A 14,092-nucleotide genomic window follows, 5' to 3' on the forward strand; every position below is an offset into this window, starting at 1 on the left:
GGATCGGGAAAGGGCGAGCGCGAGCCGGCGCAGATGGGCATGCGGCGACAGGCGGGAAGTGGGTGCTGTAGAGCCGAGCCAGGCTCGGCTGGCGGGAAACGCAATCAGGCGCACGGCAACGGCCGCAGGGCGCCTCAGCTGGCGTGCGGTGCGGGTGGTGCGTGGCCGGGGTTCAACCGCAGCGCGGGATCATGCAACTGCCAGCGCAGGGCATCGGAGCGCCACAGCGGGATACGCGCGACCAGAGCGGCGCGTGCAGGGACCAGACCGGTGCAGGGCGAGGTGCCCTCGCCATCGAACGGAGTCTCCGGTGCTGGTGCGGCGTGCTGCGGGCATTCGTCGGCTGGCGGTTGCGGCAGCGGCATCGCCTGCAGCAGATCTTCAGCGTGTGCCTGCCAGCCATGCGCAGCCGGATCGCCGCCACGCCCTTCGTGCAAGGCCGACCAGCCCAGCAGCAACGTCAGCAGCACGGCCACGAGCAGTGGCCACCCTTGGCGGGCGAGCTGGCACAGCGTGGCGGTGGGCGCGGGCGAAGCCATGGCGCAGGGGCGATGTCGTTACGAAGATGTTACGTAGAATAACATCAACGATAATGATTCGCATATGCGCAATCGGGTTGCCGATCTGGATGGCCTGGAAGGGCCCTGGAAGGCCCCTCAGTGCACTCCAGTGGATCACCCCATCGGTGGATGCTCTCCCGCGAGGCGCCCTCTGGGGGCTCTCCGGGCAGAGCGCCGCCTCAATCCCGGTCGTCGCGGGTCCAGACCGCGTCGTGCTCGCGCTTCACCGGGAATTTGGGCACCGGGGTATAGGCCGGGGCACACAGGGCGCGGCCATCGCGCACGTCGAAGCGCGCGCCGTGCAGCACGCACTCCACGCTGCCTTCGGTAGTGTTGAACTCGCCCGAGGACAGTTCGAACTCTTCATGCGTGCACTGGTCTTCCAGTGCGTACAGCTCGCCGTCGAGGTTGAATACCACGATCGGCGTGCCGGTCACTTCGTCGAACACGCTCTTCATTTCACCCGGCAGCAGCTCGTTGCCGGCACAGACAAAGGTCCAGGCCTCACTCACGCGGCGGCTCCGTTCAGCGGCTTTTCCAGGATCTCGAAGCGCAGGTCGTCGCGCTTGGGGATGCCGAAGCGTTCGTCGCCATACGGGAACGGCTTCTTGATGCCGGTACGGCTGTAGCCGCGGCGCTCGTAGAAGGCGATCAGCTCGTCGCGCACGTCGATGACGGTCATCTGCATCACCGGTACGTTCCATTCGCGCGCGGCGTGTGCTTCGGCGGCATCCATCAGCTGCTTGCCGACGCCGCCGCCCTGCTGGGCCGGATCGACCGAGAACATGCCGAAGTAGCCCTTGCCGTCGACATCGGCGACGTGGGCGCAGGCCACCAGCTGGTCCCCGCGCTCGGCCAGCAGGATGGTCGAGCGCGGGCGGTCGAGGTCGGCCTGGATGCCTTCGGCGTCGATGCGGGCGCCATCCAGCAGGTCGGCTTCGGTGGTCCAGCCGACGCGGCTGGCGTCGCCACGGTAGGCCGAGGTGACGAGGGCGATCAGGGCGGGGATGTCGGCCGGCGTGGCGGCGCGGAAGGTCAGGGTGCTCATGGCCCCATTCTAGGGGGGGCGTGGGCGGGCGCAAATGGGGGGAGGGGGCAGATCCCTTTCGCAACGCGGAAGGGATCTGACCCCGGAGCACCGGCTATGCTCGCCGTTCGTCGCTTTCCCGCAGGAGGCAGAAATGGATTGGCAAGGCGGAGACGGAGGCGCCATGAAGGTCGCTACGCTCGGCATGATCGTGGCGATGTCGGTCCTGCTCGCGTGCACGGATGCCTCCGTCGTGGGCAGGGACGCTTCCTTCAACAGTTTTGCCTGCCCTGGGTTCAACCCGGCACGTGCACTTCCTGTCGCCCTGGAGGAACTGCGTGCGCACCCTGTCCGCTATCAGGGCCGCTTGGTAAAGGTGCGGGGTGCCTACGTCGGAGGCTGGGAAATGTCGGCGCTGCATCCAGGACCGCCGGTACGTGACCCGTGGGCGGCAGACGGCATCTGGGTGGAGGGAATCGCGCCGGTGACGTTGCCGACGGAGCAGGCTTTTGAAATGACCGGGATCGTGTCGGCGGCGCGGCCGGATGCGGTGAGCGGCAAGGGGCATCTTGGCCAGTGGCCTGCCGAACTATGTGTGTCGTCGGTGCGGCGGCTGCAGGAGTGATCGGGTAGTTGGGGTCAGAGCCCATTCGCGATGCGAAAGGGATCTGACCCCGGTCTTCCGGGGTTACCCCAACAGCTTCCGTACCTTGGTCAGCGCGGTCATGAACCGCTCGATCTCGGCGTGCGTGTTGTAGAACGCCAGCGAGGCACGGCAGGTGGCCGCCACACCAAAGTACTGCAGCAGCGGGTGTGCGCAGTGCTGGCCGGAGCGCACCGCCACGCCTTCCAGGTCAAGCAGGGTCGCCAGGTCGTGCGCATGCGCGCCGTCGATCAGGAACGAGACCACGGCGGCCTTCTCCGGTGCTTCGCCGATGATGCGCAGGCCATCGACGCGGCGCAGCTCTTCGGTGAAATGCGCCAGCAGTTCAGCCTCGCGTGCTTCCACGTTCTCCTGGCCAAGCTGCTGCAGGTAGTCGGCGGCCACGCCCAGGCCGATGAAGCCGGCGATGTTCGGGGTGCCGGCTTCGAACTTGTGCGGGGCATCGTTGAACACGGTGCCGTCGAAGCTGACTTCCTTGATCATCTCGCCGCCGCCAAGGAACGGCGGCATCGCATCCAGGTGCTCGCGGCGCGCCCACAGCGCACCGGTGCCGGTCGGACCACACATTTTGTGGCCGGTGATGGCGTAGAAGTCACAGCCGATCGCGGCCACGTCGACCTTGCGGTGCGGCACGGCCTGCGAGCCATCAACCACGGTGATGATGCCGCGCTTGCGCGCTTCACGGCAGATCTCGCGCACCGGGTTGACCGTGCCCAGCACGTTGGACACGTGGGTGACCGCCAGCAGCTTGACCTCCGGGGTCATTGCCGCGCGCAGCGCATCCAGATCGAGTGCGCCGTCAGGCGTGATCTCGGCCACGCGGATGGTGGCGCCGGTACGCTGTGCGACCAGCTGCCACGGCACGATGTTGGCGTGGTGTTCCATGCGCGTGATCAGGATCACGTCGCCGGCCTTCAATCGCGGCAGGGCCCACGAATACGCCACCAGGTTGATGGCGAAGGTGGTGCCGCTGCACAGCACCAGCTCGCTGGGGCGCACGTTGAGGAAGCGCGCCAGCGTGTTGCGCGCGCCTTCGTAGGCGTCGGTGGCTTCGCTGCCCAGTGCATGCACCGCGCGGCTGACGTTGGCGTTGTAACGGCGGTAGAACTCGTCCACCGCGCCGATCACCTGCACCGGCTTCTGGCCGGTGTTGGCATTGTCGAAATAGACCAGCGGCTTGCCGTGCACTTCACGCATCAGCAGCGGGAAGTCGAGGCGGACGCGATCCCAATCGGGCGCGCCGGTGCGTTCTTCGATCGGGCGCGGGGTGGACAGGTTCATGCCACACCCGCCTCGGCCAGGGCCTTGTCCAAACGGCGTGCCAGCTGCTCGCGCAGGGCTTCCGGCAGGATCTTCAGCGGCTCGTGGCAGAACGCGGCGCTCAGCAGTGCCTGCGCCTGTGCCTGCGGCAGGCCGCGCGAGCGCAGGTAGAACAGCGCGTTGGCATCGAGCTGGCCGACAGTGGCACCATGCGCGGCCTTCACTTCATCGGCGTCGATGACCAGCGTCGGCTGGGTATCGATCTCGGCGTCGGCCGACAGCAGCAGGTTCTTGTTGGACAGGTTCGCATCGGTGCCGTCGGCGCCTTCGCGGATCTGGATGCCACCATGGAACACCACGCGGCTGCGGTTGGCGGCAACGCCACGCCACAGCAGCTCGCAACTCGTATCGCGTGCGATGTGGTCGATGCCCAGGCGGGTTTCGACGTGGCGGCGGCCATTGCCGAGCAGCACGCCGTTGGCGGTCAGCTGGGCATTGTCGCCTTCCAGGCGCACGTTCAGTTCGTGGCGGCTGAGTGCTGCGCCCAGTTCCAGGTCGACGCGGTGGTACTGCGCGTCGCGGGCCAGCACCGCGTCGGTACGCAGGAAGCTGGTCTGGCGCGCGCTGCCGGCCTGCACGCGGGCGTGCTTGAGCACGGCATCGCGGGCGACATGGGCGTGCAGCACGGTGTTGTCCAGGTGCGCCGAATCGCCGACGCTGAGGCGGTGCTCGACCACGCCCAGGCTGGCGCCGGCACGCAGTTCGATCAGGTGGCGGTGGTGCCAGGCCAGATCGGTGTCGCCAGCGACGCTGGCGAACACCAGCTGTAGCGGCGCTTCCACCTGCACGCCTTCTTCCACGCGCAGCACCACGCCTTCATCGGCCAGCGCGGCATTCAGGCGGGCGAAGATCTCTTCGCTGCGCTCGTAGCGGCGGCCAAGGAAACGCACGGCGTCTTCGCCGGAGGCCAGTGCGGCCGACAGCGGCTGCAGCTGCACGCCGTCCGGCAGGACCTGCACGTCGCTCAGCGCGGCATCCAGGCGGCCGTTGACGAACACCAGGCGCGGTGCCGGGATGTCCTCCAGCAGCGCGGCGTCCAGCGCCGGGCCCTGCAGCGGTGCAGCCGCGAACGCACGGCGTTCCAGCTGGCGCAGCGAGGTGTACTTCCAGGCTTCGTTGCGCGCGGCCGGCAGGCCGTCACGCAGGGCCGCGTCCAGCACTTCGCGGCGCGCGTCGCTGCCGCAGAAGGCCTGGGCCATGGAGTCGAGCAGGGCGCTCATCAGACCGCCGCCTCGCGCACCACGCGATCCTTGAGGAAATCGTAGCCGTGCGCTTCCAGTTCCAGCGCCAGTTCCGGGCCACCGGTCTTGACGATGCGGCCATCGGCCAGCACGTGCACCACGTCCGGCTTGATGTAGTCCAGCAGGCGCTGGTAGTGGGTGATGACCAGGAACGAACGGTCAGCGGCACGCAGCGCGTTGACGCCGTCGGCCACGCTCTTCAGCGCGTCGATGTCCAGGCCCGAATCGGTTTCGTCCAGGATCGCCAGCTTCGGCTCGAGCACGGCCAGCTGGAAGATCTCGTTGCGCTTCTTCTCGCCACCGGAGAAGCCTTCGTTGACGCCACGGTGCAGCAGTTCGTCCTTCAGGTGCAGCACGGCCAGCTTCTGGCGCACCAGCTTGAGGAACTGCATGGAGTCCAGTTCGTCCTCGCCACGCGCCTTGCGCTGTGCATTCAGCGCGGCGCGCAGGAAGTAGGTGTTGTTCACACCCGGGATTTCCACCGGGTACTGGAACGCCAGGAACAGGCCGGCGGCGGCGCGGGCTTCCGGGTCCTGGTCGAGCAGGTCGCTGCCGTCGAACTGCACGCTGCCTTCGGTGACTTCATAGCCGTCACGGCCTGCCAGGACATTGCCCAGGGTGGACTTGCCGGCGCCGTTGGGGCCCATGATGGCGTGCACCTGGCCGGGCTTCACTTCCAGCGACAGGCCCTTGAGGATTTCCTTGTCGCCGATGCGGGCGTGGAGGTTTTCGATCTTCAGCATGGTGGGGGTTTCCGTGGGGCGGGCCGCGGCCCGCCGGTAAAGAGAATGCGTTTGCGAGGGGCAGGGGTGGGCGATCAGCCCACCGAACCTTCCAGCGAGACTTCCAGCAGCTTCTTGGCTTCCACCGCGAACTCCATCGGCAGTTCGCGGAACACCTGCTTGCAGAAGCCGTCGACGATCATCGACACCGCGTCTTCCTGGCTGATGCCACGGGCGCGGCAGTAGAACAGCTGGTCGTCGGAAATCTTCGAGGTGGTGGCCTCGTGTTCGACGGTGGCGCCCGGGTTCTTCACCTCGATGTAGGGGAAGGTGTGCGCGCCGCACTGCTTGCCGATCAGCAGCGAATCGCACTGGGTGTAGTTGCGCGCGCCATCGGCGTTGCGGTCCACCCGCACCAGGCCGCGGTAGGTGTTCTGGCCACGGCCGGCACTGATGCCCTTGCTGACGATCTTGCTCTTGGTGCGCTTGCCGACGTGGATCATCTTGGTGCCGGTGTCGGCCTGCTGGCGGTGATGGGTCAGCGCCACGGAGTGGAACTCACCGACCGAGTCGTCGCCGAGCAGCACGCAGGACGGGTACTTCCAGGTGATCGCCGAACCGGTTTCGACCTGGGTCCAGGTGACCTTGCTGCGCGCGCCACGGCATTCGGCACGCTTGGTGACGAAGTTGTAGATGCCGCCGACGCCGTTCTCGTCGCCCGGGTACCAGTTCTGCACGGTGGAGTACTTGATCTCCGCGTCTTCCAGCGCGACCAGCTCGACCACCGCCGCGTGCAGCTGGTTCTCGTCGCGCATCGGCGCGGTGCAGCCTTCCAGGTAGGACACGTAGGCCTTGTCCTCGCACACGATCAGGGTGCGCTCGAACTGGCCGGTGTGGCCGGCATTGATGCGGAAGTAGGTGCTCAGTTCCATCGGGCAACGCACGCCCTTGGGAATGAACACGAAGCTGCCATCGGAGAACACCGCCGAATTGAGCGCGGCGAAGTAGTTGTCGCCTACCGGCACCACGGTGCCCAGGTACTGGCGGACCAGTTCCGGATGTTCCTTGATGGCCTCGGACATCGAGCAGAAGATGATGCCCTTCTCGGCCAGTTCCTTGCGGAACGTGGTACCGACGGACACCGAGTCGAACACCGCGTCCACCGCCACGCCTGCCAGCTTGGCACGCTCGTGCAGCGGCACGCCGAGCTTGTCGTAGGTGTCGAGAAGTTCCTTTGGCACGTCATCCAGTGAGGCGTACTTCGGGCCCTTGGGCGCGGAGTAGTAGCTGAGCGCCTGCAGGTCGATCGGCGCGATCTCCAGCTTGGCCCAGTCCGGCATCGGCATGGTCAGGAAGTGGCGGTAGGCGTCCAGGCGCCACTGCGTCATCCACTCCGGCTCGTCCTTCTTGGCCGACAGGGCACGGATGGTGTCCTCGTCCAGGCCCGGCGGCAGGGAGTCCGATTCGATCTCGGTGATGAAGCCGGCCGAATACTTGCGGCCGAGCTGCTCGTGGATCTCGCGGTTGGGGGTGTCGTCGTGGGCGACGTTTTCGATGGTTTCGGTGGCCATGGGGGGCTGCCTGTGGATCAGGAGACGACGTCGACAGCGATGGTGCGGCGCTGTTCGTCATCGGCAAGGGGAAGAGGGGGCAGGATCTGGGCGAGGGTGACATCGCGCAGGGCCTCGGAGACCACGTCGTTGATCAGCCGCCAGCTGCTGCGCGCGCCGCACTTGGGCGCCATGCCGCACTGGTGGTGGTCGTGGCTGCATTCGGTCAGGGCCAATGGCCCTTCCATCGCTTCGACCACTTCGAACAGCGAGATCTCGATGGCCGGGCGGGTCAGGCGGTAGCCGCCACGGACACCGCGCAGGCCTTCGACCAGGCCGGCCTGGGCCAGCGGCTTGAGCACCTTGCTGACGGTGGGCGGCTCCAGGCCGGTGAATTCGGCCAGCTCAGTGGCACTGAGCACCTCGCCCGGACGGGCGGCAAGCACGGTCAGCACCACGGTGGCGTAATCGGTGAGCTTGGTGACACGCAACATGGGAATGCGAGCGGTTCTTAAAGCGGACTGAAATTGTACGCTTTTATTCGCCGGCATCCAACCCGGGCATTCAGCCGGCGCTGGGACGGACCGGGACGACGCACCGGGGCCACCGCCGGGGCGCCATGCTGCGCCAACGGGGTGATTTTCGCAATCACCCGGAATGGGCGAGAATCCCGGTTCCATCCGCTGCAAACAGCCCGTGCCGATGCCGAAGAAGATCCAAGCCCGCAAGTCCGCCATCCATGGCAACGGCGTGTTCGCCGTGGCCCCGATCAAGCAGGGCGAGCGCGTGATCCAGTACAGGGGCCTGCTGCGCAGCCACGGCGACGTTGATGCCGATGACAGCGGCGACGTTGAAAGCGGCCATACCTTCCTGTTCACCCTCAACGATGACTGGGTGATCGATGCCAACTACAAGGGCAACGATGCGCGCTGGATCAACCACAGCTGCGACCCGAACTGCGAGGCGGTGATCGAGGAAGACGAGGACGGTGACAGCCGTGGCGACAAGGTGTTCATCGAGGCGCTGCGTGACATCAAGGCCGGCGAAGAGCTGACCTACAACTACGGCATCACCCTGGCCGAGCGTCACACCGCCAAGCTGAAGAAGATCTGGGAGTGCCGCTGCGGCTCGCCCAAGTGCACCGGAACCATGCTGCAGCCCAAGCGCTGACCGGTACCGCGTAGTGCCGGCCGCTGGCCGGCAAGGCGCAATCCAGGTGCCGGCCAGCGGCCGGCACCACCCGGAGGCTCTCCACCTGCCGTGCACGGCAGGGTCACCGCCGTGCAAGGGCCGTTCTTCCATTCTGTCGGCACCCCCAACTGGAGTGCACCCATGGCAGAACGATTGAAGGGCAAGCAGATTGCCATCCTTGCCACCCACGGCTTTGAACAGTCCGAACTGACCGAACCCAAGCGTCTGCTGGAAGCCGAAGGCGCGCGCGTCAGCGTCGTGTCGCCTGCAAAGGAGGCAACGATCAAGGGCTGGAAAGAGAAGAACTGGGGCGACGCCGTTGCAGTGGATATTCCGCTGGATGAGGCCGATCCGGCCAGCTTCGATGCCCTGGTGCTGCCGGGAGGGGTCATCAATCCGGACACGCTGCGTACCGACGAGGCTGTACTCGGCTTCGTCCGCGCAGTAGACGAAGCCGGCAAGCCTGTGGCGGCGATCTGCCATGGCCCGTGGCTGCTGATCAACAGTGGCCTCGCCGATGGCCGCGAGCTGACGTCCTGGCCGTCCCTGCAGCAGGATCTGACCAATGCGGGGGCGAACTGGCGCGATGCCGAGGTCGTGGTCGACGGCAACGTGATCACCAGCCGCAAGCCGGACGACATCCCAGCTTTCAGCGAGGCGGTGGTCAAGGCACTTGCCGCCTGATGCGCTGCCGGTAGTGCCGGCCGCTGGCCGGCACCACCTTACTTGCCCAGCACGCCTGCCGGCACCAGGTTGCCCAGGTTCTGGTTGAAGGTGACCACCAGCTTGCCGTTCTTCACCTGTGCCGACTGCACCTGCAGCGCGCCAAGCATGCCGGCCACGGCCGGGTCCAGCTTGTAGATCGGCTCCCGCTGGGCGTAGTCGCTCAGCCAGGCGTTTAGCAGGCCGCGGGTACGGGAGTCGAGACGACCGCCCTGGTTGGCCGGGATGAAGTCATCCACGCTCGGCTGCTGCAGGTGGAATCCCTGGGTCTGCGCGTCGTAGCGCAGGCCGCTGCTGAGCTTCACCGTACCCAGTTTGGCCGGATTGCCACCGGCAGTGGCCAGTGCCACGTCCATGCCAAGATTCAAGCGCTCGCCGGCCGGGAGGCTCAGCTGGGGGTGGCTCATGGTGAGGGCGATCAGTCCGCCCAGCGCGTCCTGGGTGCGCGGGAAGCTGCCATCGAGATACTGCTGCACATCGCTGGCGCCGACCGACAGTTCGCGGCCGGAAATGGATGGGGCGGCCTGCGCGCCGATCGCGGCGGCGATCAGCACGGTGGAGGCGGCGAGGCGGGTCATCAGGGAACGCAGGCGCATGGCGGTGACCGCTGGACTGGGAAAGGATGGAGGAAAGAGTAGCCGGGGCGGCTGAATCGCGCGTGCATGCCGCTGCAACGGTTCAGTCCAGCGTTGGCCGCAGTTGCGCCGACTGGATCTGCCAGCCGCGGCCATCAGCACTGGGCTGCACGCGGTACCAGCCGCCGAAGCGGAAGGTGCCTTGGGTGGTGACCGCGCGGATCCGCACCGGCACCTCCAGCAGCTTGGGAGGGTGCTGGCCGTCGCGTGCCACCGGGGGCTCGCTGTCCAGCCGCAGCGTACGCACGCCCTGCAGCTGGCGTATGGCAGCGTCATCTGCGCGGTGCGGGTCGGCCGGTGGAATCGCCCATGCCGCGTCGCTGGCGCTGCGGTTGCGGTTGAGCAGCGCGATCACGTAGCGGTTGAGCATCACCGATGGTGGTTGGGCGTCGGCAGCGACCGCAGCGAACAGCGGATCGATCGCCGGTGTCTGCAGGGACGCCGCTTCGGAGCCGGCGATGCCCTGCGTTCCGGCGCTGGCGACAGCCGGCGCTGGCGCAACATCGGGCGCTGCCGCAGGCCTGGAGCAGCCGAGCAGCGCCAGGGGCGCGATCAGGAAAAGCGTCCTGCGCATGCCTCCTCCCCGAGGCGATGTGGGGGAGACAGTGTATCGGCTGCGCGGGAATCAGCGGGAGGAGGGCAACTGCTCCAGCGCATCCAGTGCCGGCAGCACCTGCCCGGCGATGGCGGCCAACGCATGTCCATCGGTCTCTGCGTGGCGCTGCACGATGTCGCGCAGCAGCTGGGTGGCGATCACCAGGGTCGCGCGTTCATCACCGCTGATGCCAGCGGTGCGTGGCGCCGCTTCCAGCAGGCGCATCAGGTCGCGGCTGGCGCGATGTTCCAGTTCGATGGTGCAGCGCCCGGTGCACTGCAACCCGTCCTTTTCGATGGGGGTCACCGAGATCCGGTAGCGGGTGGAGGGACTGGCCATGAGGGGGTGCTCGCCGTAGCTGTGGAGGATGTGCCCACCTTAGGCAAGGCCGTGCGCGGCGGCGATGGCCGGGGCTGCACGCAGTGTTCCACCCGGTACGTTCCAGGGCCTGCCCAGGCCGCGCCTGGCTAATGGCGACGGGCTTGAACGGGGATTTTCCAGTATGCGGCAACGCTGTGTTGCGAATGCCCCGGGGCGGCGCATCCACACGTGGCGTGGACCTGCTGCCGGGAACGTGCAAAAGAAAACGGGACGGCCAGAGCCGTCCCGTCGGAATCCGCGTTGGGGCGCGCGCTTACAGCGCGGCGTCCTTCAGCTTCTTCAGCGGACGCACCTTCAGCTTGGTGGTGGCCGGCTTGGCAGCGAACCACTGCTCTTCCTTGGTGAACGGGTTGATGCCCTTGCGCTTCGGCTTGGCCGGCACATTGACGGTGGTGATCTTCAGCAGGCCCGGCAGGGTGAAGGAGCCAGCGCCCTTCTTGTGCACCGAGGAGGCAACGGCGCTTTCCAGCGAGGCCAGCACAGCGCGGACGTCCTTGGCGACGACGCCGGAGGCTTCAGCGATGTGTGCAACCAGGCCGGACTTGGTCAGCACTTCCTTGATCGGCTTCGGAGCGGCCGGCTTGGCGGCTGCCTTCGTCGCGACTTTCTTCACTGCCTTCTTCGGGGCAGCCTTCTTAGCGGTCTTTGCCATGGTTTCCTGTTCCGTGAACGGTTGGTTGTTTGGTCGGCGCCGAACCCCGTCGGCAAGCGCAATGTAGGGCAACTCTTGGGCGCCGCCAATAGCCCGAAGCGCGGAAAGTGCATGTTTTTTCATATCCAGGCCGATTCAGTACATGGCGCGCAGTGGGGGACGGGGGTGTGGCAGCGCGCGCTACGGCCCACGCCCGCCCATCAGCGGAATGCGCGAAACCACTGAAAACAAGAGAAAAATGCGTTTCCGGCTGGTGAGAAAGTGTCCACGCGCCGGGTTCGGAAGGCGACCTGCGGCGTGCGGCGGAGCGACGCAGGGCTAACGCCTCCCGTGCGAGGGTGACCGTTCATCACCGTCACGCAGGAGCAGCACATGGGAATCTCGCGACACGCCACCGCGCACTGGGAAGGCGATCTGAAGTCGGGCAAGGGGCAGCTGAGCACGCCGCAGAGCGGGCTGCTGGACAAGACACGCTACGGCTTCAACAGCCGTTTCGGCGACGAAAAGGGCACCAATCCGGAAGAGCTCATCGCTGCTGCGCACGCCGGTTGCTTCACCATGGCGCTGTCGGCCAAGCTCGGCGAAGCCGGCTTTACCCCGACCTCGCTGGATACCGAAGCCAAGGTCGATCTGTCATTGGAGGGCGGCCCGCAGCTGTCGCAGATCCGGCTGAAGGTGAAGGCAGTGGTGCCGGGTATCGACGCGACGCAGTTCCGTGCGATTGCCGATGACGCCAAGCAGAACTGCCCGGTGTCCAAGGCGCTGAGCGCGGTGCCGATCACCCTGGAAGCCGAGCTGGGCTGAGGGTAGTGCCGGCCGCTGGCCGGCAACCGCATGATGTCGAGGTCCAGGTAACAGCCGGCCAGCGTTATGGCGGCCTTCCTGGCCGCCACCCTCCGGGCCGTCGCGTCCGACGTTGGCAGCGGCTCCTGCCGCTGCCTTCGGCTCCACCTCGATGGTGTTTACCAATCGATGGTGCCGCTGATCACCGTCTGCACCTGGCCGCCCGACCAGACCTCGCCGTCCTGGTCGATCAGCAGGGTCAGGCGCGCGTCATGGCCGACTTCGCGGCCCTGGCTGACTTCAAACGGCGTCCGTCCACGCGGCAGCGCGTCACGCAGGTCCAGCCACGCGGCCAGCACCGCATTGGCCGCACCCGAGGCGGCGTCCTCGAAGCGGCGTCCATTGCCGACGAAGGCACGTACGGCTAGGTCGAAACCCTCGCTGCCATCGCTGAAGGCATAGGCGAACACGCCCATGCTGTCGGTGGATTCAGCCAGTGCGGCCACTGCATCCCAGTCTGGCTGCAGCGCGCGCAATGCGGCCTCGTCGGCCACCTGCACCACCCACCAGCTGCGGCCGCCCTGCATGCGTGCCGGCGGCAGTGTGCCCAGCGGCCAGTCCTTCAGCGCGGCCTGCAGGCGCGGATCGGTGGCCTCAGCGGTTTCGGCCAGCTGCGCGCGCGGGGTGCGGATGGCGATGCGCTGCTGCGTACCCTCACCGCTGACGCGCAGCGGCAGCGCGCCGGCAATGCCGTCCTGCACCAGCACGCCGTCGACCGCTGCGGCCAGGCCCGCCTGCAGCACCGCATGCGCGGTGCCGACGCTGGGGTGGCCCGCGAACGGTACTTCCTTCTGCGGGCTGAACATGCGCAATCGATAGCTGGCGCCCGGCACCTGCGGCGGGAACACGAAGGTGGTTTCGGGCAGGCGCGTCCAGCGCGCGATGGCCTGCATGCTGGCGTCGTCCAGGCCCTCGGCATCGAGTACCACGGCCAGCGGATTGCCAGCGCCGGCGCGCGGGGAGAACACGTCCAGCTGCAGGAAACGGCGGGTGGTCATAGGGGGCAAACTCCGTAAAACGAGAGGGGATACGGTAGCGCCGGGCCATGCCCGGCGACCGTGCGCGGCATTCGCCGTGCGTGGCCCGGTGCTACCAATGGATGCTGCCGTCGATCACGCACTGCACCTGGCCGCCGATCCACACCGTGCCCTGCGCATCAACCTCGACCTGTACGCGACCATCGCGGCCGACTTCGCGGCCCTGGCTGGCGACGTAGCGGCCCTCGCGGCCGGGCAGGGCATTGCGCTGGCGCAGCCAGGCACCGATCAGCGCATTGGCGCTGCCTGTCACTGGATCCTCGGGCACGGCGGCTGCATCAGCGGGGCAGAAGGCGCGCACCACCCGGGTGTGGTCGTCGCCGGCCTCGTCGGCGAACACGGCCACACCGGTCGCGTCGGTGGCGAGGCTCCAGTCGGCCAGCGTGGCCATGTCCGGCACAAGGTTGCGTACGGCGGCGGCGTCGCGCAGCGGCAACAGCCACCAGCGTGCGCCGTTGTCCCATAGTTCGGGCACGTGCCCGCTGTCGGCCAGCGCCAGCAGCGCTTCGGGCGCTCCGTCGGCCGCGGTGTCCAGCCGCCGCGCCGGTGGGCTGGCCAGCTGGATCTGCAGTGCCTCGGCCGGGCCGCTCACCCGTACCGGCAGCAACCCCGCCGCGCATTGCTGCAGCAGGGAACCGTCGTGCGGTTGCGCCAGGCCGCAGGTCACCGCCGCCCAGGCGGCGCCGACGCTGGGGTGGCCGGCGAAGGCCAGCTCGCGGGTCGGGGTGAAGATGCGGATGTGGTAGTCGGCGCCCGGCGTGCTGGGGCGCAGGAAGAACACCGTCTCGGACAGGTTCAGCCAGGCGGCCAGGGCCTGCATCTGGCTGCTGGGGAGCCCGTCGGCGTCCAGGATGACGCCCAACGGGTTGCCGGTGCCGGGGCGGGGGGCGAAGACATCGAGCTGCAGGTAACGGAGGACGGCCATCTACGGGGATATTGCGCTTAGAATCA

At 67.4% G+C, this 14,092-nt stretch carries 18 protein-coding genes; 4 read left to right on the forward strand and 14 right to left on the reverse strand.

Annotated elements, in window-relative coordinates:
- Positions 1-134: 134 nt before the first annotated feature.
- The 3 genes from AC5P6X_RS07215 to AC5P6X_RS07225 form a co-directional block, all read right to left on the reverse strand.
- The gene (locus AC5P6X_RS07215; protein WP_049448608.1) at positions 135-539 is read right to left on the reverse strand and encodes a hypothetical protein; all 405 of its coding nucleotides are present in this window, start codon (positions 537-539) and stop codon (positions 135-137) included.
- 200 nt (positions 540-739) lie between these two features.
- Entirely contained in the window at positions 740-1,072 is a 333-nt protein-coding gene (locus tag AC5P6X_RS07220; protein WP_012479365.1) for a non-heme iron oxygenase ferredoxin subunit, read from the reverse strand.
- Positions 1,069-1,608 (reverse strand): GNAT family N-acetyltransferase, encoded by a 540-nt coding sequence (locus AC5P6X_RS07225; RefSeq protein WP_005408429.1) that lies wholly within the window; start codon positions 1,606-1,608, stop codon positions 1,069-1,071. Before AC5P6X_RS07225 ends, AC5P6X_RS07220 begins: the two co-directional genes overlap by 4 nt.
- A 163-nt stretch (positions 1,609-1,771) precedes the next feature.
- Between AC5P6X_RS07225 and AC5P6X_RS07230 the strand changes: the two genes are divergently transcribed.
- Complete coding sequence (locus tag AC5P6X_RS07230) at positions 1,772-2,212, forward strand: hypothetical protein (protein WP_123958287.1); 441 nt, start codon at positions 1,772-1,774, stop codon at positions 2,210-2,212.
- 63 nt (positions 2,213-2,275) lie between these two features.
- Here AC5P6X_RS07230 and AC5P6X_RS07235 read toward each other — a convergent pair whose 3' ends face one another.
- The 5 genes from AC5P6X_RS07235 to AC5P6X_RS07255 form a co-directional block, all read right to left on the reverse strand.
- Positions 2,276-3,532: a cysteine desulfurase gene (locus AC5P6X_RS07235; protein ID WP_108270299.1), complete on the reverse strand. Its 1,257-nt coding sequence runs from the start codon at positions 3,530-3,532 to the stop codon at positions 2,276-2,278.
- Positions 3,529-4,791, reverse strand: a complete 1,263-nt coding sequence (gene sufD / locus AC5P6X_RS07240) for a Fe-S cluster assembly protein SufD (protein ID WP_049448615.1) — start codon at positions 4,789-4,791, stop codon at positions 3,529-3,531. The genes AC5P6X_RS07235 and sufD overlap by 4 nt, the downstream gene beginning before the upstream one ends.
- Positions 4,791-5,555 (reverse strand): Fe-S cluster assembly ATPase SufC, encoded by a 765-nt coding sequence (sufC, locus tag AC5P6X_RS07245; protein WP_322534124.1) that lies wholly within the window; start codon positions 5,553-5,555, stop codon positions 4,791-4,793. Before sufC ends, sufD begins: the two co-directional genes overlap by 1 nt.
- 74 nt (positions 5,556-5,629) lie before the next feature.
- Positions 5,630-7,105 (reverse strand): Fe-S cluster assembly protein SufB, encoded by a 1,476-nt coding sequence (sufB, locus tag AC5P6X_RS07250; RefSeq protein ID WP_005408435.1) that lies wholly within the window; start codon positions 7,103-7,105, stop codon positions 5,630-5,632.
- 17 nt (positions 7,106-7,122) lie between these two features.
- A complete protein-coding gene (locus AC5P6X_RS07255; protein ID WP_005408436.1) occupies positions 7,123-7,578 on the reverse strand; it encodes an SUF system Fe-S cluster assembly regulator in 456 nt (151 codons plus the stop codon).
- Between the two features lie 208 nt (positions 7,579-7,786).
- Here AC5P6X_RS07255 and AC5P6X_RS07260 point away from each other — a divergent pair, with 208 nt between their 5' ends.
- Both AC5P6X_RS07260 and AC5P6X_RS07265 read left to right on the forward strand, forming a co-directional pair.
- On the forward strand, positions 7,787-8,254 hold the full coding sequence (locus AC5P6X_RS07260) for an SET domain-containing protein (protein ID WP_088436931.1): 468 nt from the start codon (positions 7,787-7,789) through the stop codon (positions 8,252-8,254).
- Positions 8,255-8,416: 162 nt separating this feature from the next.
- Positions 8,417-8,959: a type 1 glutamine amidotransferase domain-containing protein gene (locus AC5P6X_RS07265; RefSeq protein WP_024956948.1), complete on the forward strand. Its 543-nt coding sequence runs from the start codon at positions 8,417-8,419 to the stop codon at positions 8,957-8,959.
- A gap of 38 nt (positions 8,960-8,997) precedes the next feature.
- Here the strand turns inward: AC5P6X_RS07265 and AC5P6X_RS07270 are convergent, their stop codons facing one another.
- From AC5P6X_RS07270 to AC5P6X_RS07285, 4 genes are all read right to left on the reverse strand, one after another.
- Positions 8,998-9,594 carry a DUF1439 domain-containing protein gene (locus tag AC5P6X_RS07270; RefSeq protein WP_049448619.1) on the reverse strand — a complete coding sequence of 199 codons (597 nt, stop codon included), beginning with the start codon at positions 9,592-9,594 and terminating at the stop codon, positions 8,998-9,000.
- 82 nt (positions 9,595-9,676) lie between these two features.
- Positions 9,677-10,207 carry a hypothetical protein gene (locus tag AC5P6X_RS07275; RefSeq protein WP_049448621.1) on the reverse strand — a complete coding sequence of 177 codons (531 nt, stop codon included), beginning with the start codon at positions 10,205-10,207 and terminating at the stop codon, positions 9,677-9,679.
- Positions 10,208-10,258: 51 nt separating this feature from the next.
- The gene (locus AC5P6X_RS07280; protein WP_005408441.1) at positions 10,259-10,567 is read right to left on the reverse strand and encodes a DUF3861 family protein; all 309 of its coding nucleotides are present in this window, start codon (positions 10,565-10,567) and stop codon (positions 10,259-10,261) included.
- A 295-nt stretch (positions 10,568-10,862) separates the two neighbouring features.
- Positions 10,863-11,261 carry an HU family DNA-binding protein gene (locus AC5P6X_RS07285; protein WP_005408442.1) on the reverse strand — a complete coding sequence of 133 codons (399 nt, stop codon included), beginning with the start codon at positions 11,259-11,261 and terminating at the stop codon, positions 10,863-10,865.
- Positions 11,262-11,633: 372 nt separating this feature from the next.
- Between AC5P6X_RS07285 and AC5P6X_RS07290 the strand changes: the two genes are divergently transcribed.
- The gene (locus AC5P6X_RS07290; protein ID WP_164221493.1) at positions 11,634-12,065 is read left to right on the forward strand and encodes an OsmC family protein; all 432 of its coding nucleotides are present in this window, start codon (positions 11,634-11,636) and stop codon (positions 12,063-12,065) included.
- Between the two features lie 158 nt (positions 12,066-12,223).
- On the opposite strand, the gene AC5P6X_RS07295 is transcribed toward AC5P6X_RS07290, so the two are convergent.
- Positions 12,224-13,102 (reverse strand): PhzF family phenazine biosynthesis protein, encoded by an 879-nt coding sequence (locus AC5P6X_RS07295; protein WP_164221491.1) that lies wholly within the window; start codon positions 13,100-13,102, stop codon positions 12,224-12,226.
- 91 nt (positions 13,103-13,193) lie between these two features.
- On the reverse strand, positions 13,194-14,066 hold the full coding sequence (locus tag AC5P6X_RS07300) for a PhzF family phenazine biosynthesis protein (RefSeq protein WP_329756654.1): 873 nt from the start codon (positions 14,064-14,066) through the stop codon (positions 13,194-13,196).
- Between the last annotated feature and the right edge of the window lie 26 nt (positions 14,067-14,092).

The organism is Stenotrophomonas sp. YJH_SMC_40 (assembly GCF_059368615.1).

Coding starts and splice junctions, on each gene's coding strand:
- AC5P6X_RS07260 (WP_088436931.1), top strand. CDS start 7,787: ATGCCGAAGAAGATCCAAGCCCGCAAGTCCGCCATCCATGGCAACGGC.
- AC5P6X_RS07300 (WP_329756654.1), bottom strand. CDS start 14,066: ATGGCCGTCCTCCGTTACCTGCAGCTCGATGTCTTCGCCCCCCGCCCC.
- AC5P6X_RS07235 (WP_108270299.1), bottom strand. CDS start 3,532: ATGAACCTGTCCACCCCGCGCCCGATCGAAGAACGCACCGGCGCGCCC.
- AC5P6X_RS07215 (WP_049448608.1), bottom strand. CDS start 539: ATGGCTTCGCCCGCGCCCACCGCCACGCTGTGCCAGCTCGCCCGCCAA.
- AC5P6X_RS07285 (WP_005408442.1), bottom strand. CDS start 11,261: ATGGCAAAGACCGCTAAGAAGGCTGCCCCGAAGAAGGCAGTGAAGAAA.
- sufD (WP_049448615.1), bottom strand. CDS start 4,791: ATGAGCGCCCTGCTCGACTCCATGGCCCAGGCCTTCTGCGGCAGCGAC.
- AC5P6X_RS07255 (WP_005408436.1), bottom strand. CDS start 7,578: ATGTTGCGTGTCACCAAGCTCACCGATTACGCCACCGTGGTGCTGACC.
- AC5P6X_RS07230 (WP_123958287.1), top strand. CDS start 1,772: ATGAAGGTCGCTACGCTCGGCATGATCGTGGCGATGTCGGTCCTGCTC.
- AC5P6X_RS07225 (WP_005408429.1), bottom strand. CDS start 1,608: ATGAGCACCCTGACCTTCCGCGCCGCCACGCCGGCCGACATCCCCGCC.
- AC5P6X_RS07295 (WP_164221491.1), bottom strand. CDS start 13,102: ATGACCACCCGCCGTTTCCTGCAGCTGGACGTGTTCTCCCCGCGCGCC.
- AC5P6X_RS07290 (WP_164221493.1), top strand. CDS start 11,634: ATGGGAATCTCGCGACACGCCACCGCGCACTGGGAAGGCGATCTGAAG.
- AC5P6X_RS07270 (WP_049448619.1), bottom strand. CDS start 9,594: ATGCGCCTGCGTTCCCTGATGACCCGCCTCGCCGCCTCCACCGTGCTG.
- sufC (WP_322534124.1), bottom strand. CDS start 5,555: ATGCTGAAGATCGAAAACCTCCACGCCCGCATCGGCGACAAGGAAATC.
- AC5P6X_RS07265 (WP_024956948.1), top strand. CDS start 8,417: ATGGCAGAACGATTGAAGGGCAAGCAGATTGCCATCCTTGCCACCCAC.
- AC5P6X_RS07275 (WP_049448621.1), bottom strand. CDS start 10,207: ATGCGCAGGACGCTTTTCCTGATCGCGCCCCTGGCGCTGCTCGGCTGC.
- AC5P6X_RS07280 (WP_005408441.1), bottom strand. CDS start 10,567: ATGGCCAGTCCCTCCACCCGCTACCGGATCTCGGTGACCCCCATCGAA.
- sufB (WP_005408435.1), bottom strand. CDS start 7,105: ATGGCCACCGAAACCATCGAAAACGTCGCCCACGACGACACCCCCAAC.